The organism is Mycolicibacterium aubagnense (genome assembly GCF_010730955.1).
GTDB lineage: Bacteria > Actinomycetota > Actinomycetes > Mycobacteriales > Mycobacteriaceae > Mycobacterium > Mycobacterium aubagnense.
Window position 1 is genome coordinate 3254918 of the sequence record NZ_AP022577.1, and the last position, 23533, is coordinate 3278450.

At 65.7% G+C, this 23533-nt stretch carries 23 protein-coding genes and 1 pseudogene; 7 read left to right on the plus strand and 17 right to left on the minus strand.

Annotated features, from left to right (window positions below; all coding sequences use genetic code 11):
* Positions 1–143 precede the first annotated feature (143 nt).
* On the plus strand, positions 144–905 hold the full coding sequence (locus tag G6N59_RS15865; protein WP_138233184.1) for an alpha/beta hydrolase family protein: 762 nt from the start codon (positions 144–146) through the stop codon (positions 903–905).
* Here G6N59_RS15865 and G6N59_RS15870 read toward each other — a convergent pair.
* Entirely contained in the window at positions 898–2562 is a 1665-nt protein-coding gene (locus G6N59_RS15870; protein WP_138233185.1) for an alpha-keto acid decarboxylase family protein, read from the minus strand. The genes G6N59_RS15865 and G6N59_RS15870 overlap by 8 nt on opposite strands.
* A 146-nt stretch (positions 2563–2708) precedes the next feature.
* On the opposite strand from G6N59_RS15870, the gene G6N59_RS15875 reads away from it, so the two are divergent.
* The 3 genes from G6N59_RS15875 to G6N59_RS15885 all read left to right on the plus strand — a co-directional run bounded on the left by G6N59_RS15875 (position 2709) and on the right by G6N59_RS15885 (position 5574).
* Positions 2709–3347, plus strand: coding sequence for a TetR/AcrR family transcriptional regulator (locus G6N59_RS15875; RefSeq protein ID WP_234884444.1), 639 nt, complete (start codon positions 2709–2711; stop codon positions 3345–3347).
* Positions 3348–3400: 53 nt separating this feature from the next.
* Positions 3401–4972 (plus strand): FAD-dependent monooxygenase, encoded by a 1572-nt coding sequence (locus G6N59_RS15880; RefSeq protein WP_138233187.1) that lies wholly within the window; start codon positions 3401–3403, stop codon positions 4970–4972.
* Between the two features lie 83 nt (positions 4973–5055).
* Complete coding sequence (locus G6N59_RS15885) at positions 5056–5574, plus strand: hypothetical protein (protein WP_170212465.1); 519 nt, start codon at positions 5056–5058, stop codon at positions 5572–5574.
* Here the strand turns inward: G6N59_RS15885 and G6N59_RS15890 are convergent.
* The 4 genes from G6N59_RS15890 to G6N59_RS15905 are packed head-to-tail and all read right to left on the minus strand — an operon-like array spanning position 5564 to position 8768.
* Entirely contained in the window at positions 5564–6775 is a 1212-nt protein-coding gene (locus tag G6N59_RS15890) for a DUF7373 family lipoprotein (protein ID WP_138233188.1), read from the minus strand. The genes G6N59_RS15885 and G6N59_RS15890 overlap by 11 nt on opposite strands.
* Before the next feature lie 40 nt (positions 6776–6815).
* On the minus strand, positions 6816–7391 hold the full coding sequence (locus tag G6N59_RS15895; protein WP_138233189.1) for a class I SAM-dependent methyltransferase: 576 nt from the start codon (positions 7389–7391) through the stop codon (positions 6816–6818).
* A gap of 49 nt (positions 7392–7440) precedes the next feature.
* Entirely contained in the window at positions 7441–8199 is a 759-nt protein-coding gene (locus G6N59_RS15900; RefSeq protein WP_138233190.1) for a helix-turn-helix domain-containing protein, read from the minus strand.
* Between the two features lie 8 nt (positions 8200–8207).
* The gene (locus tag G6N59_RS15905) at positions 8208–8768 is read right to left on the minus strand and encodes a PadR family transcriptional regulator (protein ID WP_138233191.1); all 561 of its coding nucleotides are present in this window, start codon (positions 8766–8768) and stop codon (positions 8208–8210) included.
* A gap of 110 nt (positions 8769–8878) precedes the next feature.
* Between G6N59_RS15905 and G6N59_RS15910 the strand changes: the two genes are divergently transcribed.
* The 3 genes from G6N59_RS15910 to G6N59_RS15920 all read left to right on the plus strand — a co-directional run bounded on the left by G6N59_RS15910 (position 8879) and on the right by G6N59_RS15920 (position 12156).
* Positions 8879–9298, plus strand: coding sequence for a nuclear transport factor 2 family protein (locus G6N59_RS15910; protein WP_138233192.1), 420 nt, complete (start codon positions 8879–8881; stop codon positions 9296–9298).
* A gap of 2 nt (positions 9299–9300) precedes the next feature.
* Positions 9301–10338, plus strand: a complete 1038-nt coding sequence (locus tag G6N59_RS15915) for an LLM class F420-dependent oxidoreductase (RefSeq protein ID WP_138233193.1) — start codon at positions 9301–9303, stop codon at positions 10336–10338.
* An 801-nt stretch (positions 10339–11139) separates the two neighbouring features.
* On the plus strand, positions 11140–12156 hold the full coding sequence (locus G6N59_RS15920) for an adenylate/guanylate cyclase domain-containing protein (protein WP_306789642.1): 1017 nt from the start codon (positions 11140–11142) through the stop codon (positions 12154–12156).
* On the opposite strand, the pseudogene G6N59_RS15925 reads toward G6N59_RS15920, so the two are convergent.
* The 12 genes and pseudogenes from G6N59_RS15925 to G6N59_RS15980 form a co-directional block, all read right to left on the minus strand.
* Positions 12150–12620 (minus strand): annotated as a pseudogene (locus G6N59_RS15925) (CAP domain-containing protein); the annotation flags it as partial. The gene G6N59_RS15920 and the pseudogene G6N59_RS15925 sit on opposite strands and share 7 nt — an antisense overlap.
* Positions 12617–12985: a DUF732 domain-containing protein gene (locus G6N59_RS15930; RefSeq protein ID WP_138233196.1), complete on the minus strand. Its 369-nt coding sequence runs from the start codon at positions 12983–12985 to the stop codon at positions 12617–12619. The pseudogene G6N59_RS15925 and the gene G6N59_RS15930, both read right to left, overlap by 4 nt.
* On the minus strand, positions 12955–13524 hold the full coding sequence (locus tag G6N59_RS15935) for an Rv1363c family protein (RefSeq protein WP_138233197.1): 570 nt from the start codon (positions 13522–13524) through the stop codon (positions 12955–12957). Before G6N59_RS15935 ends, G6N59_RS15930 begins: the two co-directional genes overlap by 31 nt.
* Positions 13525–13561: 37 nt before the next feature.
* Complete coding sequence (locus G6N59_RS15940) at positions 13562–14170, minus strand: Rv1363c family protein (RefSeq protein ID WP_138233198.1); 609 nt, start codon at positions 14168–14170, stop codon at positions 13562–13564.
* Entirely contained in the window at positions 14140–15609 is a 1470-nt protein-coding gene (locus G6N59_RS15945; RefSeq protein WP_138233199.1) for an MCE family protein, read from the minus strand. Before G6N59_RS15945 ends, G6N59_RS15940 begins: the two co-directional genes overlap by 31 nt.
* A gap of 1 nt (position 15610) precedes the next feature.
* Positions 15611–16732 carry a virulence factor Mce family protein gene (locus G6N59_RS15950; RefSeq protein WP_138233200.1) on the minus strand — a complete coding sequence of 374 codons (1122 nt, stop codon included), beginning with the start codon at positions 16730–16732 and terminating at the stop codon, positions 15611–15613.
* Positions 16729–18051, minus strand: coding sequence for an MCE family protein (locus G6N59_RS15955; RefSeq protein ID WP_170212466.1), 1323 nt, complete (start codon positions 18049–18051; stop codon positions 16729–16731). Before G6N59_RS15955 ends, G6N59_RS15950 begins: the two co-directional genes overlap by 4 nt.
* 2 nt (positions 18052–18053) lie before the next feature.
* Positions 18054–19394, minus strand: a complete 1341-nt coding sequence (locus tag G6N59_RS15960) for an MCE family protein (RefSeq protein WP_235678752.1) — start codon at positions 19392–19394, stop codon at positions 18054–18056.
* Positions 19395–19411: 17 nt separating this feature from the next.
* A complete protein-coding gene (locus G6N59_RS15965; protein WP_138233203.1) occupies positions 19412–20440 on the minus strand; it encodes an MCE family protein in 1029 nt (342 codons plus the stop codon).
* The gene (locus G6N59_RS15970; RefSeq protein WP_138233204.1) at positions 20437–21747 is read right to left on the minus strand and encodes an MCE family protein; all 1311 of its coding nucleotides are present in this window, start codon (positions 21745–21747) and stop codon (positions 20437–20439) included. Before G6N59_RS15970 ends, G6N59_RS15965 begins: the two co-directional genes overlap by 4 nt.
* A gap of 6 nt (positions 21748–21753) precedes the next feature.
* Positions 21754–22608 (minus strand): ABC transporter permease, encoded by an 855-nt coding sequence (locus tag G6N59_RS15975; protein ID WP_234884445.1) that lies wholly within the window; start codon positions 22606–22608, stop codon positions 21754–21756.
* A complete protein-coding gene (locus tag G6N59_RS15980; RefSeq protein WP_234884465.1) occupies positions 22605–23291 on the minus strand; it encodes an MlaE family ABC transporter permease in 687 nt (228 codons plus the stop codon). The genes G6N59_RS15975 and G6N59_RS15980 overlap by 4 nt, the downstream gene beginning before the upstream one ends.
* Positions 23292–23533: the final 242 nt, after the last annotated feature.

Here is a 23533-nt window from a genome sequence, read left to right on the forward strand (position 1 = left end):
GATCTCAGGACTACATACGGGGTGCAGGCGTCACTGACCGCTACGACCCGCAGGTCGTGTTTCCCGTGAAACCTCCACCTTACCGATGGCCGCCAGCAAAGAATCGGCCACGTCCGGCTTGCCACACGTGGTAAACCCTTCGCGTGGCTGAACGCGTCAAGTTCCAGAGTTCCACCGGCCCCATGCTCGCCGGCATCATCGACCTCCCCGAAGGCACCCCGCGCGGGTGGGGCGTGTTCTCGCACGGCTTCACGCTCGGCAAGGATTCCCCGGCCGCGGCACGCATCTGCAAGCAGCTGGCCTCCGACGGCATCGGGATGCTCCGCTTCGACGCCATCGGGCTCGGCGACTCGGAGGGCCACTGGGGCGACGGCTCGTTCACTCACAAGACCAATGACGTCATCGAGGCGTGCAAGTTCATGACCGAACGCGGCACGCCCCCGGCGTTGTTGGTGGGCCACTCGTTCGGCGGGGCGTCGGTCCTGGCCGGCGCACGGCAGGCGCCCGGCGTTCGGGCGGTCGTCACCGTCGGTGCACCCATCGATCCGTCGCACGTGGAAAAGCAGTACGACGACATCCTCGACTGCGTGCTGGCGAACGGCAGCGCGCAGTGGATGGTCGGCGGGCGCGAGCTGACCCTCAAGCGCGACTTCGTGGAGGACGTCCGCGCGGCCAAGCTGCACACCAAGATCAAAGAGCTGCACCTGCCGCTGCTCATCCTGCACTCCCCCACCGACAACACGGTGGGCATCGAGAATGCGAGCGAGATCTTCCGGACCGCCCGCCACCCGCGCAGCTTCGTGTCGCTGGAGGGCACCGAACACCTGCTCACCGGGCCTGGGCAGGCCAAGCGGGCGGGACGGATCATCGGCGCCTGGGCCGACGCCTACCTGGGCCCTAAGTAGTTTCGTTAGCCTTGGCGATCGCCGCGGCGAGTTCCTCCAGCAGCGGCGGCACATCCAGTGCGGTCACCACGGCTTCGATGAAGACGAGATCGTCGGGATGCGCTGCAGCGTCGGCCAACGCGGCGTCCAGCTCGCCGCAGGTTGTCACCCGGTGGGACAATGGGTTTCGCACACCGAACGCCGCCGGGATATCGCGCCAGCGCCAGCTCACGATGTCGTTGTAGGTCGCGGTGGGACCGTGGATCGCCCGTTCGACGGTGTAGCCGTCGTTGTTCACCAGGATCACCACCGCGGGCACCCCCTCGCGGCCGAAGTGGCCGAGTTCCTGGATGGTCAACTGCGCGGCACCGTCGCCGATCAGCAATACGGGACGACGGTCTCGCGCCGCCAGGCCCGCGCCGAGCGCAGCCGGCAGCGTATAGCCGATGGACGCCCACAGCGGCTGACCGATGAACGCCACACCGCTGGGCAGCCGGTGCCGGGCCATGCCGTAGTACGACGTGCCCTGCTCGGCCAGGACGACGTTGCCGGGGGTGAGCGCGCCGCAGACCTTGTCCCACAAGCCTTTCTGGGTGAGGAGCTGGTCCGGCGCGAGCTCTGGGTCACGTGCGTCGGGCACGGGCTGGGACACTGCCGGCGACCGGGTGGGCCGGGACTGCAGGATGCCGGTGATCGCCTCGAGTGCCGCCGACATATCCAGTGGCGCAAAGACTTCGCCGGCGACGGTGCTCTGGTTGGGCCCGATGTCGATGGTCCGGGCGGGATCGATCTGTTGCGTGAACGAGGCGCTGACCATGTCGGTGAACTGCACGCCCGCGGTGACGAGTACCGGGGCGTCTTCGATGGCCCGGCGGACCGACTCCTGACTGGAGGTGCCGGCGTAGATCCCGAGGAATTCCGGTGCGGACTCGTCGACCAGGCTCTTGCCCCACATCAGTGTGGCGTGCGGGACGACGTCGGCCGCCAGCAGCGCCTCGAGCTGCGGGACGGCTTCGAGCCGATGCACCAGCAGGTCGGCCAGCACGGTCAGTTGGTGGTCACCGATGAGGCGGGCAGCGGCCGCGGTGAACAGCGACAGGGCTCGCGGGCTGGTGCCGCTGGTGTATCGCGGCAGGGGCCCGGTCGGGGGTTCGACCGGGAACCGGGCGACGTCCGTGGCCAGCATCAGATAGCCGGGCAACTTGCGCTCGTGCACCTCGGACAGGACCCGGTCGATCTCCCGGGTGGCGGTGGCCGGCAGGAGTTTGGCTTGCGCGCACGTGATTTCGCGGGCGATCCGCAGGAAGTGGTCGAAGTCGCCGTCACCGAGCGAGTGGTGGATCACCCGTCGGGAACCTTGGACGTCGATCGAGGGCGTGCCGACGATGTGCACCACCGGCACATGCTCGGCGTAGCTGCCCGCGATCGCGTTGGCCGCCGACAGCTCGCCGACGCCGAACGTGGTGATGAGAGCCGCCATACCCCGCAACCGGCCGTAGCCGTCGGCGGCGTAGCCGGCGTTGAGTTCGTTGGCACTGCCCACCCACCGGATATCCCGGTGCGCGATCACATGATCGAGCAACTCCAGGTTGAAATCGCCTGGTACACCGAAAATCTCGGTGACACCGAGTTCAGCAAGCCGGTCCAGCAGGTAGTCACCGACGGTGTATTCGGGCATGCCGGCCTCCTCGTGTCGCTGGTATGGCGATGGTATCGGCGTTGGCCGCCGATGTCGGCCCGACAAGGCCTCGAGAGATCACTGACACAGTGGACAACGCGCTACAGTTGCGGAACCAGCTGGTTCCACTCATGCGAGGAGCACCCATGCCGGCCAGTCGAACGCCCAAGCGTGCCGCCGGGCGCTGGAATCCGACACTCGAGGGCACCATCCTCGACGCGACGCTGGCAGCCGTCACCGAACTGGGCTACGACCGGATGACGATGGATGATGTCGCCGCCCGTGCCGGCGTCGGCAAGGCGGCCATCTACCGGCGCTGGTCATCGAAAGGCGAGGTGGTCGCGCAGGCCATCGCGCACTGGCGCCGCTCACTCGGCCCGGCGCCGGCGCCCGATACCGGCACGTTGCGCGGCGACCTGGACGCACTGGTAGCAGCAGTTCCGGACTACAACGTCGAGGAAATCAACATGTTTCGCGTGGTGATCGGGGTGGCGACGGCGGCGATGCACGACCCTGGACTGTCGGCCGCTCTCGACGATCTGGTGCTGAGCGTGCCACGCCAAGTGCTGCGCTCAATCCTGGATCGCGCAGTAGCCCGCGGCGAGATCCCAACCACCAATGATCTGACGCTGCTGCCTGATGCGGTCCTCGGCCTCAACATTCTGCGAATGATCTCCGGGCGTCCCATCGATCGCATCTACGTGCGCCGCGTGTTGGACGACGTGGTGTTACCCCTGGCCGCCGCTTCACCGGCCCGACATTCAGGGCTTGCACACGATAGGTAACCGTGCCACTGTTGAATAGAACTGACTAGTTCCATTCAACAGTGGGAGGTCGGATGACACCCCGACACACGCCCGTACTGATCGTCGGCGCCGGGGCGGCCGGACTGGCCACCGCCGCATTACTGGCCAAACACGGCGTCGAATCCCTGGTCGTCGAGAAACGCCGGGAAGTCTTCCGCTATCCGAAAGCGCGGAACCTGAGTTTCCGCACGTTGGAGGTATTGCGTGGGATGGGCCTGGCCGAAGAGGTCCACGCCGTCGGCGCCGCCACCCCCGACATGGTGGTCAAGCCGGCCCTCAACAGTTCCGAGGAACTGCCCGCCATCGACATCAGCGCCATCTTCGCCGGACTCGACGGGCTGAGCCCCGAACCCGTCATCCAGTACTGCCCACAGAGTCGGCTGGAACCAATCCTTGTGCGCCACATCAGAAATTTCGGCAACCAGGTGAGGTACGGAACCGAGTTGGTGGCTTTCTCCCAGCGCGCATCAGGCGTGGATGCGACGTTGCGCGACATCGATACCGGCACCACGACCGCGATCCGTAGCGACTACCTGGTCGCCGCCGACGGGGTGCACAGCCACGTTCGCGACATCCTCGGCATCAGTACATCCGGCCGCGATGCGCTACCCATCTACGTGGTGTTCGTCTACTTCCGAGGCCCCTGGCAACGATTCGTCCCACACCTCGGTGACGGTGCCAGCGTTCAGGTGAAAAACGCTGAAGTGGACGGCATCTTCGTGCCCGCGGACGGCGACCTGTGCGTCTTCATCACCACCTACTTCCCCCACCGCGGGCAGTCGGCCGGCGAGTTCACCGAACAACGCTGCCGGGACCTGATTCTGGCCGCGGCCGGGGAGCCGATCGAGATCGAGATCGTCGACATCGCGCCCTGGCAGCCATACCAACGCGTGGCCGACTCGTTCGCGCGTGGGCGCACTTTCTTCGTCGGCGATGCCGCCCACGCGATGCCACCATTCCGGGCCGGTGGGGCCAACGTCGCGGTCCAGAGCGCCGACAACCTGGCTTGGAAACTGGCTGCGGTGCTACACGGTCAGGCCGGTCCCGAACTGCTCGCCACGTATCACGACGAGCGTCATCCCGTCGGGGCCTTCAGCAGCCGACAATCCTTGACCGGACCCGTACTCGATCTTCTCGACATCGGCTCCTATCCGCGCCTCGAAACCGATGACGAGCAACCGATGTTCGCCCTACTGGTGGGCTACCGGTACCAGTCCGCGGCCGTCGTCTCCGACACCGCCCCGGCCGGCGCATCCCCGGCCCTCGTCACCGAGTTGCGCGGGCAGGCGGGCACCCGGATTCCGCACGTCTGGCTGCAGCGTGGACGTATCTCCACGCTGGATCTCGTCGGCACCGGGTTCACGCTGTTGACCGCCGACAGCAGTGGCACGTGGGCCGCGACGTCCTCGGACACTGTTGTAGTACAAACCATTTCAGCTGATGACCGGACCGCGTGGCTCGCCGCGACCGGCCTGCAACCCTCGGGTGCTCTACTCGTCAGGCCAGACGCCTTCATCGCATGGCGCACCGAGGCCCTGCCTTCTGATCCGGCTGCCGAGCTGTCCCGGGTGTTGCAGACCGTACTGGCCGGCCGGGCAGGGTGATCGCGCCGGCGGCAGCTGATCCTGGGGTGGCAATCACGTTGAACATCAAGGTGATTGCCACCCGGAGCATTATCATGACCACCATGACCGTTCGCCCACATCGGCTCGTGTGGCAGGTCGCGGCAATGTCGCTGCTCGCGGCCTGTAGTTCGAACACGTCAGCGACACCGTCGTCGAGCACACCCACCGCCGCGCCTGTGGAGACCACCACCGCGCTGCCTTCGCCGGTGCCCATTGTGCCGATGAAACCGCATGCGCGGCAGGCCAAGTGGGTCGACCTGCAGGTCGGCGATTGCCTGAACACGCCCCCGCCCACCGACCCGAGCATCGTCGAGGTGACGCTGGTGGACTGCACCGCACCTCACCTCGCCGAGGTCTTCCTCCGGGCCAACGTCGCAGTGAACGACGCGATTGCCGGTGTCGCCGACCAGCGGTGCGCGGCAGGCCTCGCGCAGTACGCCGGCCAGAGCAAGCAGTACACCTCCACCTATCTGATCGACTCGAACATGGACCGCACGGGACACACGCCGCTGCCGAGCACGGTCATCTGCCTGCTGCAGTCGGCGACCGGCCGATCGCTGAACGGATCGGCTAAGGCTTAGCCGTCAACAGGATGTACTGGGCGGCAACCTGTTCGTGGGCGTCCTTCAATTCGGTACCGCGTGCCTCGATGACGTAATTGCCGGCGGGCGCGACACAATAGAACTGCTTGGGGTTGGCCAACAAGATGCAGCGACTGAGTGCCAGCCCGGGCACCGGATCGGCGGTCTCGGTGCCGTCGACCGACACCTCTTTGCCGAAGGCGTTCGCCACGTTCACAGCTGACGCGGGGTCCTTTGCCTGGTACACGCCGGTCTTCCCGCGCGCGAACCCCGTCACGCCGTTGTCCTGGAACACTCTGGCCGAGGAGATCGGGTTGCTCTGGAAGTGCAAGGCCCCGGTACCGGAGTAGACGGCGTTCTGGGAGTTGCGTGGCGAATCGGTCAGCAACGTCAACGCCAGGAGTCCCGTCGGATCGACCGGCACCGACGCCAGCTCGGCCGCCGGTTTGAACGGATCGATCGCACCGATCTGCGCGCCTATGGCCTTGGCCACCAACGCGATGGCGGGATCGGGACCGGCTGTCGATTGGGCCAACTGGATCAGGACGTAGGGGCCGTGCGCGGTGAACGACCGCGCGGTGGTCAACTTCGCACCGTGGGAATCGATGTCGTATGTCGACGCCAGTGCATCCGGATGGTCGGGAATGGCAACGGTTTTCGGCTCCGCGCCGCGAATCTTGAGCTGGAGGGCCGCCGCATTCATCTCACCTGCGGCGGCGCCGGCATCGGCCGGGGAGGCAAAACGCAGTACGCCATTGATCAGTACGGACTTTGTCTCAGACTCCCGCGCAGAAGCGAACCCATCGATGAAGTTGTGCCTGCCGGCGGCGGTCGCGATGCTTTCGGGTCCGAACTGGGCCAGGACGCCGGGCTCGTCGATCACGAAATACGTTGACAGATAAGGATCGGTGAGCGTGCTGTCGACCGCCCACGGTCCCACCACATAACCGGCCAGCTGCTGCGACTCGACTTTCGCGCCGATCGCCGGGGTACCCGCGGCGCCGTAGGGTTCATGCGCCTTGGTCGGGTAAACGCCCGGTTTCAACTGCGCCGGAGCGACGATCGCCGGCGGCGGCGGTGCCGTGGAGGTCGTCGGCTTCGACGACGACGTCGCCGGGCTGGACTGCGTTGACCCGCCGCCGCAGCCGACGGCCAGCACCGCCACCACGACTGCCGCTCCGCAGTTGACCAGACCCCGCATGCGTTCCTCCCGTGCCGACTACAGACCAACCTACCCACAGTCAGGTGCGCGTGGCGCTGAACCGCATCAGATGACCAAACATCTTGGTACCGGTATCGATACGGAGCCCGTTGCGTCGCCCCTCGGCAACCAGTTCATCAGGATTCACCAGGCGGAACGGCGACCGGTCCACCCGGTGGACCGCCGTGGCCACCGGTGTCCTGGTCAGGTCGTAGCCGACGAATACGCCACCGGGTCTCAGCACCCGGGCGATCTCGGCGACCGCAGCTTCCCATTCGATGACGTGGTGCAGCATCAGGCAACTGACCACCGAATCGAACGCTCCGTCGCCGAACGGCAGGCGGGTCGCGTCGGCGCTCTGCACCGTGACCTGCGGTCGGTCCTTCAACCGCTGCGTGGCAGCATCGACCATCACCGGGTCCAGGTCGGTCGCGGTGATCGACAGCCCGGGACGCGCGTTCGAGAGCCCTTCAGCGATTGCGCCACTGCCGGAGCCGATTTCGAGAAGCTGATCCCCCAGCTGATCAGTGGGCAGCATGTCGAGTACGGCGCGGGTGGTGGTTCGCCACATGGCGCCGCAGCAGAAGGCGCGCTCGACTCTGGACATCACCGGCATTGCGGTCTCCTCCTCGTGGTGTCCTTCGAGTATGGAGTCGCTCGTGACGTCACGACTTGGACGGATCCGTCGAATTCCGCAAAGCTCGGGCGATCTCCGATGGCGGGGCTCCGGTCATCTCGCGGCACACCCGGTTGGCATGCGAGCCGTCGGCGAATCCGGCCAGGTGCGCGGCATCGGTGACGTGTTCACCGTCGGCGAGATGCTTCAACCCGGAGAGCAGCCGGACCCAGCGAGTGGCGGCTGAGAAGGACACCCCGGTCTGCTGCCGGCACAGGCGGCCGAGATAGTCGGGAGACACCGCCACCTCGCGCGCGACTGCTGCCAGACCCACGGAATCGGTTGTGCCACTGTAGATCAGCTCCATCGCCTGCCTGAGTTGCGGGTGCAGCTCCGGTTGCTGCTCGGGGTCAGCGCAGAGGCGGTCGATCAGTGCCGCGGCGGCCACTTCGGGGTCCGCGGCGAAAGCGTCCGCCACCGCCCGCGCCAGTACCTGCCCCTCGGCCGGCATCCAGATGCCGTCATCAGACTCGCTCAGGCTCAGGGCGTGCAGCGCCACCCCGGGCCAGGTGTGGGGCGCCAGATAGAGCGCCAGCGTCACATCGTCCGGATCGGCCCGGACGGCGTGGCCGGCACCGCTGGCGATGACCACGACGTGCCCGCTGCGGGGCGCAGCGCCGGCCGTTCGGACCGTCAGCGGACCCGTCATCCCGACACCGACCTGCACCGCGGGATGATGATGAATCTCCAGGTCACCGAAGGTGCCGACGACCATGACCTGCGCCTGACCTATCTCCCAGACGGGCATGCCTCATGCTAGCGCCGGGACTGCCGCCGCTCGATCGCCTCCAGCGCCTCTTGCGCCCACCGCAGGTTCTCCTGTTCGAATGAGATACCGCGCATCAACGTCAGGTAGGGTCCCACCCGGTCCGCGTCGGCCAGGAACGCCGTCTCGCTGCGGCCACCCAGGATTCGGTTGCGGATGCGCTCATAGAGTTCGAGCTGATTGGTGGACCACTGGATTCGGTCCCGCAGGCCCGCACACACCGCTGCGGCGTTACCGCTGTCGACGGTCGACACCTGGACCAGCAAGTCGTCACGCATGGCCAACGGCTTCGGCGTCGCCTCGGTGAAGGCGTGCACCGCGGCCCGCCCGGCGTCGGTCAGCGTGAACATCCGTTTGTTGGGCCGGCGCTCCTGTTCGACGACACGTGCCTCGATCAGCCCGTCGGCCGCGAGTCGGTCCAGTTCCCGGTACAACTGCTGCGGAGTGGCCATCCAGAAGTTGGCGACGGACGCGTCGAAGCCCTTGGCCAGGTCATATCCCGAGGCCTCGCTGTCGAGCAGGGCCGCCAAGACGGCGTCACGCAGAGCCATGCCGGAAAGTGTAGTAGTCAACAAAGTGATTAGTCACATATGGACACGGCGAGCTTGTCCGGCTAGCGTCACCGATACCTAATCAACAAATTGACTATGCGAGGTATGCGATGCAGGCATTCCGCAAGGCCGTCGAGGCTGCCGACAGCGAGGCCATGGCCGCCTGTTTGGCCGATGACGTGGTGTTCACCAGCCCCGTCGCCTTCAAGCCGTACCCCGGCAAGCCCATCACCGCCGCCATCCTGCGCGGCGTAATGCGGGTCTTCGAGGACTTCCGCTACATCCGTGAGATCAACGATCTCGAAACGGGCAGCCACGCACTGGTTTTCGAGACCACGGTCGGCGGCAAGAAGATCACCGGCTGCGACTTCATCCACGTCAACGACGAGGGCCTGATCGACGATTTCATGGTGATGATCCGGCCGCTGTCCGGCGCCATGGCGCTGTCCGAGGCGATGGGCGCCCAGTTCCCCCAGATCCAAGCGGAGGCCGCTGAGGAGATCGCGGCCCTCGCAACGAAGGAGCAGTGAGCATGAAGATCGGTCTGGGCATCAACTACGCCGGCGGCTTCAAGGAGGTCGTGGCGGAGGTCGCTGACCTCGAAAAGGCCGGACTGGACGTCGTTTTCGTCCCGGAGGCGTACTCCTTCGACGCCATCAGCGCGCTTGGCTACCTGGCCGCCGCGACCGAGCGGGTCGAGCTGGCCTCGGGCATCCTGCAGCTCTACACGCGCACCCCGACCCTGACGGCCATGACCGCCGCGGGTCTGGATTACGTGTCCGACGGCCGGTACATCCTGGGTCTCGGCGCCTCCGGCCCGCAGGTGATCGAAGGCTTCCACGGCGTCCCCTATGACAACCCGATCGGGCGTACGCGCGAGGTCGTCGAGATCTGCCGTCAGGTGTGGCGCCGTGAGCGACTCCAGTACCAAGGCAAGCACTACACCATTCCGCTGCCCGAGGGCCAGGGCACCGGGCTGGGCAAGTCGCTCAAGCTCATCAACCACCCTGTGCGCGAACGCATTCCGGTGCTGCTGGCGGCGCTCGGGCCGAAGAATGTCGAGCTGGCCGCAGAGATCGCCGAGGGCTGGCAGCCCATCTTCTACCTGCCGGAGAAGGCCAAGGACGTGTGGGGCGATGCTCTGGAGGCCGGGTACGCCAAGCGCGACGCCGCGCTGCCGCCCATGGACATCTACGCCGGCCCGGCACTCGCCATCGGCGACAACGTCGAGGGCATGCGCGAGTTCATCAAGCCCCATATCGCGCTGTACATCGGTGGCATGGGCGCCAAGGGCAAGAACTTCTACCACAACGTGGCCACCAAATACGGATACGGCGCCGAAGCCGACCGGATCCAGGAGCTGTACCTGGCCGGCGACAAGGATGGTGCGGCGAAAGTTGTTCCCGACGAACTGGTTCGGGACATTTCGCTGATCGGTAGCCGGGAGTTCGTGAAGGAGCGGGTGGCCGCGTTCCGCGAGTCCGGGGTGACCGTACTCAACGTGGTGCCCATGGGCGCGACGACCGCCGACCGCATCAAGCTCATCGAGGAACTGCGCGACCTGGTGTAAATCCGGTGCGAGGTGATGAGACCGCGTGTCGTCTCTCCCTGCGACCTGTGCGGCCTGGACGCGTCAACGCATGCTGACAATGTCAACGCACGCTGACAATGTCAGCCTCGGCTGACAGCTCCGGGCGCGACATGATGAGCAGAGAGTTCCGGCCGGCTGATCAGGTGGACGCAGCCGACCGCGCCCCAACCGGACCTAACCGCGCCTCGCCAGATCGAGGACAAACCACGGGCCACCACGGGAAGATGGGCGAACACTCCTGAGCCGGAGGACGCCTTGACCACCTTTGACCCGCCCGACCGTCTGGTACTGCTGCGCCTCCTGGCGCGGCCATATCAGCTCGGTGGGATCAGGATGCTCCGGCGTACCATCCTGCTCGTCTTCATCGCTGCCTCGCTGGTGTGGGCGGCAGCCGGACCGCAGTTCGTCCGGTTGTTCGCCCCTGGCCTCACCCGCACCGACTTGTTGATTCTCACCTGCCTCGGCGCGACCATCTACCTGATCGACGACGTGGTGACCTTTGCGGCCATCGCACCGCATCTGCGTACACTCCAGCACTGGTTCGACGAGCCGGACTCCGCTGAGGCAACCGATATGTGGCGGACGGCCGCGGAGATTCCGTTGGCGCCTATGCTGCGACCGTTGTCATTGGCCTTCCTCGCGGGTCTCAACCTGGTGTGGATCGTCGTACTGATCCGGCTGCTGCACCTACCAGCCGTCGCATTTCTGCTGTTCATCCCCGGCGCCATGCTGTTCCGGTTCTACTGGCTGGTCTTGCGGTCCATGCTCACCGAGCAGATGATGCGTCCGGTGCTGGCCGACATCAGCCGGCACGTCACGGACTTCGGCGGTCCGGTCCGGGTTCGAATCGGGCTGGCGTACCGGCTCCTCGGCACCATCCCATTGATCGCGGTGCTAGCAGGTACTGGCGTCGCCGGGCTTGTCGGCCCGCACACCATCCGCACCCTGGCCATCGGCGTCGCCCTGTCCGCTGCCATTTCGGTAACCGTCGCTTTCCCGCTCCTCCTGCTGGTCACTCGATCGGTGACCGAACCGCTGCGTGACCTGCGCCGGGCCGCTGACCGGGTCGGCGACGGTGACTTCACCGTCAGGGTGCCCATCACCAGCACCGACGAAATCGGCCTGCTGGCCACGGGATTCAATGCGATGACCGAAGGCCTGGCGGAACGAGAACGCCTTCGGACTGCGTTCGTCACCTACCACGACGCCGCCATCGTCGACCACATTCTGACCGGCGGCGGCCGGCTGGCTGACGGTGAGGAAGCCGAGATCACCGCGCTGTTCATGGACGTCCGCGGATTCACCGGCTACGCGGAACAACACCCCGCCAGGGACGTGGTCGCCATGCTGAACCGGTTGTTCGCAGCGGTGGTACCGATCGTCGGCAAGCACGGCGGCTACGTGGACAAGTTCATCGGCGACGGCCTACTTGCCGTATTCGGTGTGCCACAACGCTGTTCGGACCATGCCGACCGGGCCTTGGCAGCAGCTCGCGACATCGCCGCCGCACTGCATGACCGCGACGGTGATCCCGACGTTGGCATCGGCCTGAACTCCGGCACGGTCGTCGCCGGGAATCTCGGTGGCGCCGGACGGTTCGACTTCACCGTCATCGGTGATCCGGTCAATGTCGCCGCACGCGTGGAATCAGCGACGCGGCAGACCGGAGACACGATCCTGCTGAGCCAGCACACCTGGGAGCTGCTGAGCCCGGCGGCGCGCGCGGATACCGTGGCCAGACCGGCAGTCCCGCTCAAGGGCAAGACGCAGACGGTCAGCCTCTACGCACCCGGCTGACCGTACAACGCCACGACGACCGAGCGGTCCGGGCTGTTCTCTGACCACACCCCCATGACGCTGTTGGCGCAGTTGGACATGATGGCCAAATCGGCGGGGTCGTAGTACCACTGATTGAGCACATCAAGATTGTTGATCGCGATCGACCGGTTGATCGCCACCGTCTGAAACACCTTGCCCCGGAAGCCCGCTGCCTGGGCCCGCGCTTGGGGCGTCGACCCATCGGAACCGAGGTCGCCGTCCAGCTCGCGGTTGTTCAGCACGTCATTCGCGTGCCACTCCGCGGCGAGCCTCAGCTGCGGACTGACCGCGACGTCGTTGGTGCACCCGGCCTGATGTTGAATGGTGAAGACATTGGCGACCACGCTGTTGTTGAGGCGCGAATTGTCGGCCTGCGCAACGGCGGGCAGCACGGCACCACCGCCGAAGACAGCCAGTGTCGCCCAAACGATTCGAGTACTCATCGTGTCCCCAGGCGGCTGTTGCCCGCGGAATTGCGCAGCTGCGAGATGAGTTCAGGGCATAGTTCGTTCAGGGCTTGCCCCACAAGATAGTTGGCTTCATTCAGGTCGCCGCCGGTCACCTCGGCCCCGATGTCACCGATGAGCTGCGCATAGCTTCGTCCCGCAGAGACCTTGTCGCACACACCGCGCCCGTAGGCGATGGCGGCATCGGCACTCGGGAAGTTGAAGCCGGGCCGCGCGTTGACGCTGTTGACGTACGTCACCGGATCGGCCAGTGCCGTTGCCGCACATCCGAACCCGGTAGACAAGACGAGCAGCACCGCGAGTCCGCGAATCACACCGGGTCGAATTGCGAGATCAGCCATCGATCGTGCACCTTGTCGAGAGTCACCCGCACGGTCGACGTCGAGCCCGTGGGCGCGTCCGTGCCGATTGTGGTGGTCTGGTTCACGAAAACCAGTACCACGGCGTGATTTTCGGTCGCCGAGACAGACGCGGCATCAGGCACCATTGCCACGGCCGTGATGTGTTTCTGCTTGGCCCCGGGCGCCACCACGGTGTCGACCAACTTGGTGTAGTCGCCGCGGAACCCTCCGGTCAGCCGGTCGGCGGCAGATTTGAGTTCCGTATCAACGGTTTCCGCGTGATAGGAGAGCATGGCGACAGTGCCGTCGCTGGCTGCCCGCACCGAGTCGTTGGCCGCGCGTTGGGCCAGCCGCACCGAGCCATCCTGCCATTTGAAGTATCCCGCGGCAACGGCAAGGAGCATGGCCGCGACCGCCAGCGTCGCTGTGATCCACTGCACCCGTGACTTGCGCGAATCACTCTGCGCTGGCGCGGGTTCGGTCTCAACGTCCGCTGTCTCGTCGAGCGAGACAATGCGTTCTTCGACATCCACTGTCATGATCTGTCCTTCATGTGGTCCTGGCCGTCCGGTCTGCTCACGACACGAACTGGACGTTGGAAATCCTGGCGGTCGCACCGTCTTTCGCGACGCTGATCCGCATGCGCCAGTTTCGCGGCGGGCCGGCCGGCGCCTCCGCCAGCGACGTCCGCACCGACACCGCGAGAAGCACCTGTGCGACATCGCCGTTCACCGATTCCAGGCCGGCCTCGGTGACCGTGCCCTCGGATTTCGACCGGGCCTGCTTCACCACGGCGACGAACGGCTCCGACCGGCGCTGGAAGTCGTCGCGGAACGCGCCGGTTGTCGAGTCGAGTATCCGCCGGATGTCGGTGTCCGCCTCGGCGTAGCTGATCGTGGTCAGATTCAGCGCTGCCTGGCGGGCGGTCTGGACGTACAGGTTCCTCAGCGCCCGATCCTGCTGAGCCTGATGAGCTCGGAAGCCGAGCCAGCCCACCAGGGCACCGACGGCGACCACCAGCGCCAGCCCCGCCGCAACCACCGGCGCGATGCGTGGCAACCGCTGCCGTAGGGATGGTTTCGGCGCTGGGCCCGCCGTGTCGACGGCGTCAGTGTCGGTGTCAGTGTCAGTGTCGGCGAGATCGGCAATCGCGTCTAGTTGTTCGGGGTCAGCATGCTCTGCCATGTCTTGCCTTTCGTCGTGGCGGCCAGGTCGGAGTCGGTGTACGGCTTGCCGTCCGGCCCTATGTACCCGCCGGTCGCCGGGTCATAGGGCACCACGGCCACCGGGGGTGCCGGTCCGGGCGGAGCACCGGGGCGTTGTCGTGGATCGGTGCCCGGCGCGTATTGGGGCACGCCCTGGCCCGTCAGGGTGGCGTTCGGGTCGCCCTTCCAGACGTACCCGTCGTTGAGAGGTACGTACTGCTCATTGCTCTCGCAGAGTTCAACGGTCGGTGCGCGCTTGGCGGGATTGTTCTCGCACGGAATGTTCCGCACGCCGCGAACATTCAGGTCGGAATCCTGCGGCACGCGGCAGTACAGCTCGCCGGCCGGCCGTTCCGGATAGTCCACCTCCGCGGGTATCCGCTGCTGCTTGATCGGCAGGAAGCCGGTATTGCACGGTGGCGGCAGATTCATGTTGAGTTTGAAGTCCAGATAGATACCCCGATAGGGAGTCTTGAGGTCCGAATCGGCCACCGCGATGGCCGACATCAACGCGGTGCCCTGCGGGAACAGCACCAGCAATTGCTCGATGTCGTGTCGATAGACGACTGCGATTTCGCCAAGGCTCACCATGTTGGCCAGCAGCACCGGTAGAGCGGGGGCGAACCGGTCGAACAGGGCCCGGCCCTCGTCCAGGGCCGGCCCTCCGAGCTGGAGCAACTCGGCGAATGCCGCATTCTGGGCCTTGAACTGACCGGTGATGGAGGCGAGCCGCTGCGCCCACGCCGCGATCGAATCCGCGGTCTGCACTTGGGAGTTCAACACCGCGGGGCTCTGGCCGATCAACTGCGTGATCGGGTCGACGTTCTTGCCGGCCTCGATGGCCAATGACGTGGACCCGTTGACGAGGCGAGACAGCTCGGGTCCGAGTCCACCCACCGCTTTGTCGGCTTCGTCGACGACGGTGCGCAGATTCTCTTGCGGGATGGCTTCCAGCGCCCGGTTGGTGGCATCGAGCAGGTTGCCGATATCGGCCGGAATCTGCACCTTGGACACCGGGATGGTCGCGTCACCGCGCAGGGCCGGACTGGCATCGGATTGTGCTGCCGCCGGGATCAATTCGATGAACTGTTCACCGACGGCCGAACGGCTGTGGACTGCGGCCGACACGTCCGCGGGCACCTTGACCGAGGAGTCGAGGTTCAGCTCCGCCCGTACCCCACTCGGGGTGACGTCGACCGCGCTGACCCTACCGATCTCTGTGCCGCGGTAGGTGACCACCGAGGTCGGGTACAGCCCACCGGACTCGGGCAGTTCGACCGTCACCGTGTAGCGGCCGAACCCGAGCAGGGTCGGCACATGTACGAAGCCGAATGCCATGACGCTGCAGGCGATCACGGTGACGGCACCGAGAATCGCCAGCTGGATCCAGACGGTTCGGGACAAGCGCAGACGCAGCATGTCAGTACCCCCCGAAGTGGTAGGGCGCGATCAGTGGATTGCCCGCGGTGTACGGGCTGGGCATCTGACCGATCGTGCGGCCCCACTGCATCTCCAGTTCGGTGAGGTTGCCCTCCCACCGGGTTCCGGTGAACAGACTGCTGTCGAGCCTGCTCAGCGTCAGGTCGATGACCATCGTGATGTTGGCGAAGTCGCCGCGAAACCAATTGCCGAGATTGCTCTTCACCCACGGATACGTCGACAGAAAGTCGAGGCCCTTGGTCAGTGCGGGCCCCGAATCGGCCAGCGACCGTAGTACGGGCACCATGTTCCGGAGGTTCGCGACGAGGCTCTCCTTGGTCTGGTCCACCGTCGACGACGCGACGGCACTGAATCGTCCGACGGCGTCGATCGCGTCGGCCAGTTTCGTGCGCTGCTCGGCGAGCACAGCCAGCGCCTGCGGGATGGTCGTCAGTGCCTTGTCCACGGTGCGCTGATTCGCGGCGACCTGGCCCGCCAAGGAGTTCAAATGCTCGGTAGCGGAGATGATGTCGTCGGTCTGGGCATTGAGCCGGGAGATGAACGTGTCGAGCTGCGTCAGCAGACTGCGCATGTCGTTCTCGCGGCCGGCAAGTGCCTTCGCGAACGTCTGGTTGATCTCCTGGAGCTGGGCCAACCCACCGCCGTTGAGCAGGATCGACGCCGATGCAAGAGCCTGCTCGGTGGTCGGATACGTGGCAGCGCGCGACAGTGGGATCACCGAGCCATTGGCGAGTTCACCTTGCGGCGCTTCGTTCGTCGGCGGGCTCAGCTCGATGTGCATCGATCCCAGCAGGCTGGTCTGCCCTACCTTGGCGGTGCTGTTGGCGGGCAGGTGGACATCGCCGTTGATCCGCATGGTCACCAGTGCGTGCCAGTCCTGCACCTCGATCTTGGTGACGTTGCCGACGTTGACGTCGCCGACCCGCACCCGGGTGTTCTGCTGGATCACCACCACGTCGGGCAGTTGCGCTTGGATCACATACGAGCCCGGTCCGTCGCCGACCGTGCCGGGCAGGGTCAGCGAATTCAGGCCCCGCCATTGGCATCCCGGTAGCGTCAGGATGCTGACGACGATGAGCGTCGCGGTCACGAGGTGCTTCATGGCTGCGTCCCCTGCGGCGGGACCATGAGGCCGGCCAGGCCCTGGCTCGGGTCGGTCGGCGCGGCCGCCGGTGCCTCTGCCGGCAGCGGATCCGGGTTCGGGGACTCCTGCGCCGGCGCCCCACCCGGCCGAAGTCGCGGCTCACTGTAGGTGACCTCATTGGGCCGCGCGGTCGCGCCGACGAATGGGTTCCCGCCGATCGGCAGGAAGTTGTATTGCCGGTTCTTGATGATCGGTGCGAGGTACTGCACGCACAGCTTGGCGGACTGTGCGAAGTTCTCGCGCGCCGCGGACTGGATTGCACCGCAGAGGAATTGCACGGTATCGGCGAAGTTGACCGGCGCCAGGATGCCCGTGATCGCGCTCTGCGCGGGGTCGTAGATGTTGGTGAAGTTCTGGAACACCGTCGGTGCGATGTGCAGGACCTGTTTGAGGTCCGTGCGGCTGTCGTTGAGTGCCGTCGTGATCGCGTTGAGGTGGTCGAAGGTGACCCCCAGCCCTTCGCGGTTCTCCGCGATGAACCCCCGCAGATCCTTGACCGCGGTATCCAGATTGCGGGTCGCGTCGGCGATGTTGTTCGGTGTGCTCGACAGCGCGGTCGTGATGGCTGCCATGTTGGTGTTGAAGGCGGCAAGCAGGTCGCTGCTCGATGACAACGCCGACACCAGCAGCTGCAGATTCCGGACGGTACTGAAGATGTCGGTGCTGTGGTCGCCGAGAGCCGACATCGCCCGGGACAGCTTGATCACGGTGTCGCGTGCGGTATCGCCCTGGCCGCGCAGGTTGTCCGCGGCGCTGTTGATGAATTCGCCTACCGCACTGGGTCCGCCGGGGCTGCTCGGCTGCAGCGAGTCGGTGAGCTTCTCCAGTTGTTGGCGGAAGTCGTCCCACTCCACCGGCACCACGGTGCGGTCGAGTGCGATGGTGGAGCCGGCCGCGAGCTTCGGACCGGTGGTGTAAGCGGGCACCAACTGAATTGCCCGCGCACTGACCAGCGACGGCGACAGGATCGCGGCGCGGACGTCGGCGGGCAGCGCATACTGCGAGTCCACCGAGAAGGTGACCTTGGCCGCATGCGGTTGCGGCTCGATCTTCTCGACCGTGCCGACGGTGACGCCCAGGATCCGGATGTCGTCGCCGGTGTACAGGCCGTTGGTGTTCGCAAAGTACGCGACGTAGGTGCTGCGCGCGGCGGTGACCCACCAGGAGCGGGTCAGCCCGGTGACCGCGACAACCAGGGTGACCACGAGACTGAGCGCGATGACGATCTGCCAGATGCGGCGGTTGCCGACGCGTTGAGAGGCTGCGGGGGTAGGCATGGTCACCGCCCTCCCACCGGCGAAACCGGATCCGAAACCACGCCCGGTGAACCGCTGGGCGAATTGTTCGACGGCGGTAGCGGCGTCACCGGCGGGACCGTCGGAGCGGGCACCTCACCGGGCGCCGGGCCCAGGGCCGGCGGCCCGGGCGCCGGACCACCCGGCGCAGGTGCGGGCAGCGGCTCCCGATAGGGGTAGCGCGGATCTCCCGGATTTCCGGTAATGGCATCGGGCAGAAACAGATTCGGTGGCCCACCTTGGCCGGTACGGGGATACGGCGTCGGCAGCGGCGGGGTACCGGGCTGACCGGCTCCTGGTTCGGTCAGTTGCGACGGCAGCAGCACGTTCGGGTCCAATCCCAGGTCGGAGAACGCCGCATCGACGAACGGCTGATCGAACTGTCCCGGGAACAGGTTGACGAGTGACGCTTTGAAGAACGGTCCGGCGCCGAGGACTTCACCGAATGACATCGCGTACCGACGCAGCAGGTACAGCGTGCGCTGCAGTTCCTTCTTGCGGTTGTCGAGGATGCCCAGTACTCCGTTGAGCTTGTCGAGGGCGGGTCTGAGCTGGGTCCGGTTGTCGTTGACCAGACCCGACAGCTGCGCAGTGGCGGCGCCGACATTGTCCATCAACGTCTGGACCGAATTATGCTGCGCCAAAATCTCACTCAGCAGCGCATCGGTGTTCACCACCAACCGCGCGATCTGGTCGCTGCGCTTGGCCAGCACTGAGGTCACCTTGTTGGCGTCGGCGAGCAGCTGCCGTAGCTTCGCGTCGCGGGTGCCGAGAGTATCGGAGAACCGCGCCACGCCCTCCAACGCCAACTTCAGATCAGGCGGCGTGTTCTGGAATGTCTGCGCCAGCGTCTTGAGCGCCGAGGACAGCTGGGTGGTGTCGAGGCCGCTGATGGTGGTCGTCAGATCGCCCAAGGCCGCCGGCAGATCGTAGGGCGAGGTGGTGCGCTCAATCGGGATGGGACCGTTCAGATTTCGGTCACCACGCGGCGTCAGCTCCAGCACTTTCGTACCGAGCACCGTTTCGGTCTTGATCGCGGCCTCGGTGCGGTCGCCCAGCTCGACACCGTCGCGCACCGTGAAATCCACCAGAACCTTGGCGCCCTCCAGGTGAATTCCCGACACCCGGCCGACGCCCAGCCCCGAGACCCGCACGTCACTGCCCGTCTTGATGCCGCCGGCGTCGGCGAAATACGCCTGATAGTCCGATGTCCCCTTGATGAACGGGATCTTGTCGTAGCTGAACGCGGCGGCGACGATGGCGACGATCAGCACGATGCCGGTCGCACCCACTGCCACGCGGTTGCGTTCGGCAAGTGGCTTGATGCTCAATCTCTTTCGTGTCATTTCGGCGTGCACCGCCCCGAATCCTGGCCGGCGACCTTGACGTACACGGGTTGGCCACCTTTGCCGTTGAGCTTGAGCAGCGCGTCGCAGAGGTAGAACCCGAAGTAGTCGCCGTACAAACCGTTGCGCGAGAGGATCTGGTACGCATCGGGCAAGGTCTTCACCAGGTCGTCGACATAGTCGTGATCCGCCATGATCTGCCCTGACACCCGATCCGTCTGCTGCACAGCCTGTTTGATCGGCTCGCGGGCTACCGCCAGCAGGTCGGCGACCGACCGCGCCGCGGTATTGATGTTCGCCACCCCGATCGCGATATCGGACTTGCGCTCGGCCAGCCCCTGGACGAGTTGTGACAGCTTGTCCAAGCCGTCGGCGAACTGAGTGTCCCGAGCCGCGAAAGTCCCCAGCACCGTGTTCAGGTTGGTGATGACGTCACCGATGAGCTGGTCCCGACCGGCCAACGTCGTCGTGAGTGCAGAGGTCTGCGCCAGCACCGACGAGATGGTGCTGCCCTGGCCCTGGAACACTCGGAGCAGCTCACCGCTCAGCGCATTGACCTGGTCCGGGTCGAGCGCGCGGAACAACGGACGGAAGCCGCCGATCAGCGCGTCGACATCGAGGGCGGGTGACGTCCTGGACAGCGGGATCGTCTGGCCCGGAAGCAATTTCCGCACTGAGCCGGGGCCTTCGTCGAGCGCCAGATAGCGGTCGCCGATCAGGTTCTCGTAACGGATCGTCGCCGTGGTGCCTTCTGTGAGCGTCAGCTGCCTGTCGATCGCGAAGTCGACGGTAACGGTGCCGTCCTTGTGCAGGTTGAGGCTCTTGACCTTCCCGACCTCCACGCCGGCGATGCGGACGAAGTTCCCGCCCTTCAGCCCCGATACGTTGCTGAACACCGCTTGATAGGAGGCCCGCGAATCGAACCGGAACTGCCCGAACACCGTCAGCAGCCCGAACATGAAGAGCAGGCTGACCACGGTGAAGATCACGACGCGCGTTGCGGTCCCGCGGATCCGGCTTCTCATGGTGTCCCCGGAGCAGGCTGGGGTTCACCCATTTCGACGCCGGGTAGCCCCGGCGCCGGACCACCCGGGTAGCGAATCCGCGGCGGTTCCGGCTGCGGCTTGGTCACCGGGAAATAGTTGGCGAAGCCGGGGAAACCGATGCCCGGGTTGGGCCGCATGTCCAGTCCGTCACCGAAACCGGTGTCGGTCACCAGATACTTGACCGGAAAGTTCTTACTGACATCGGGCAATGAACCACAGCTCGGCTTGCCGCCGGGCCCGCCACTGGCATTGACGACGGGCAGGTTGTCGGGGAACCGGTAGGGGTCGGCACCGGCCAGCAGCGCGGCATCCATGATCACGGATTTGCCGTTGCCGCCCATGGCATATCGACCACCGTGCTCCAAGAACCATTGGGCCCCCTGGAACAGGCAGGTGTACGTCGGCGAATACTTGTCGAGCAGCGCGGTGGTCGGTCTGAGCAGTTCCATCGACCGCACCAGGGCGGTCTGGTTGGCGCCGACGGCATCGATGCCCGCCTGGGAAAAGCCGACGGCAGACAACAGCAGACCGTCGAGTTCTTTCGACTGGCCGGCGATGGTGGTGGCGGTGGTCGAGAACGAATCAAGGGTGGACACGATGTCCTGCGCCGCAGTCGAATACGCCTGAGCGGTCTGGCCGAACAACTGCCAGTCCTTGCGCACCGTGTCCATGCGCGGATTCACCGCGAGCAGCACCTGGTTCGCATCGGTGATGGCCTGCCCGATGACTTCGCCCTTGCCCCGTAGTGATTCGGCCACCGCCGAGAGCACTGAGTTGAGCTTCGTCGGGTCGATGACCTGCACCACCGACTGCAGATTCTCGAACACCGTGTTGACCTCGACCGTCACGTTCCGCGACTGCAGCACCGCACCTGACCGGAGATGGCCTGCGCTGGGGCCGCTCGCAGGCACGTTGAGCTCGACATACTTGGCGCCGAATGCGGTACTGGACCTGATCTGCGCTTCGACATTGCCGGGCAGTTGTGCGAAGGGTCTCGGATACATTCGCAGTTTCAGCGTCGAAAGTACGTGTCCCGCAGTGTCTGTCCGGCTGCCGATCGATTCTACTTCGCCGATCTGTACACCCCGGAGTTTCACCTTCGCGCCATCTTCCATCACCAGGCCGGCACGGTCGGACACCAGAGTCAGTGGCACGAATCCCTTGAGTGATCCGGAGAAGAACAGCCACGTCATCGTGGTCATGGCGACGACCGCCAGCACCAGCACCGGCGCCCACCAGATCGGGTCGATCTGCTCACGCCGAGTTCCGTTGTTTCCCTTTGCCATCGGAGTTCAGCCCGCCAAGTGGAAGTTGCCGGACTGCCCGTAGACGGACAGCGTGATGGTGAGCAGGATGAACACGCCGGCGGTGATCGAGGTACGCACCGCGCGGCCGACGGCCTCACCGACACCGGCCGGCCCGCCCGTCGCGGTGAAGCCGTAGTAGGTGTGCACTGCCATCACCGCGGCGGCCATGGCGAGTGCCTCGAAGAAGGACCAGGCGAGATCGTTCGGGTGCAGAAATGTCGTGAAGTAGTGGTCGTAGACGCCCCGCGACTGGCCGTAGATGATCGTCGTCCCGAACCGGGTGGCCAGGAACGACATCAGCACCGCGACGGTGTAAATCGGGACGACGGCCACCACACCGGCGACGATCCGGGTCGCCGCGAGGTAGGTGACGACGCGGATGCCCATCACTTCCAGGGCGTCGATCTCCTCGTTGATGCGCATGGCGCCGAGTTGCGCTGTCGCACCGGCGCCGATGGTGGCGGCAAGTGCCACGCCCGCTGTCGCCGGTGCGATGAAGCGCACGTTGAGGAAGGCTCCCAGGAAACCCGTCAGGGCTTCGATTCCGACGTTGGACAAGGTGTTGTAGCCCTGCACGGCGATCAATGCGCCGGTGGACAGGGTGAGGAATCCGACGATCACCACCGTCCCGCCGATGACGGCGAGCGCGCCCGTGCCCATACCCATGACGGCGATCAGCCGCAGCACCTCACCCGGATACCGTCGGACGGCGTCCGCCGTGGCAGCCAAAGCGCTGCCGTAGAAGGCCGTCTGCTCCCCCAGGCGGCGGGTCGCCGCCACCGCCTGGTCTGCCAGTTCGCTGAGCAGGGACGGGCGGTCGACATCGACATCTGTTGTCATGGCGCCACTTTCACGCCGAATGCCGTTGCCAGGATGTTGATGAGGAACAGCGCCATGAAGGAGAAGACCACGGTCTCGTTGACGGCGTTGCCGACGGCCGTCGGTCCGCCACCGACCGAAAGTCCCTTGTAGCAAGCGATCAGTCCGGCCGACAGACCGAACAGCAACGCCTTGACCAGAGAGACGATCACCTGCGGCAGACCCGTCAGCAGGGTCATCCCGGCGATGAACGCGCCGGGGGTCACGTGCTGGATGTAGACGACGAAGAAGTAGCTGCCGGCCAGACCAACGACGGCCACCATCGAATAGAGCATCGCGGCGACGAAGGTTGCGGCAAGCACGCGCGGCACGACGAGCGCCGGAATCGGGTTGACGCCAATGACTTTCATGGCGTCGATTTCTTCGCGGATGGTCCGCGCGCCGAGGTCGGCACACATCGCGGTCGAACCGGCACCGGCCACGACGATCGCGGTGACCACCGGACCCACCTGCGTCACCGACGCCAGAGCGGCACCGGCACCGGACAGATCGCCGGCACCGACCTCGATCAACACGATGTTGAGTGTGAAGACGATCAGCACCGTGTAGGGAATCGACAGCACGACAGTGGGTACGACGGAGACCCGGGCGACGAACCAGATCTGCTCGATCAGTTCACGCCAGGCGTACGGCGGACGCAGCATCGCGGCGAACGTCTCGCCGGTGAGGACGATGAAATCGCCGACCGCCACAGCGGGTCGCGCCCACGGCGCGGAGGTGCGCGAAGGCGACTGAAGCGGTTGCGCCACAAGCTGCCTCCCAGTGTCTTCCGTCATCGAGCTTGACCCGGACGTTAGGAAGGCGCCAGTTTGCTGTCAACGCAACAGGATTGGGATACGGCAACGTCAATTATTGAAGATGCAGGTCGACTCAACGCAATTGATTC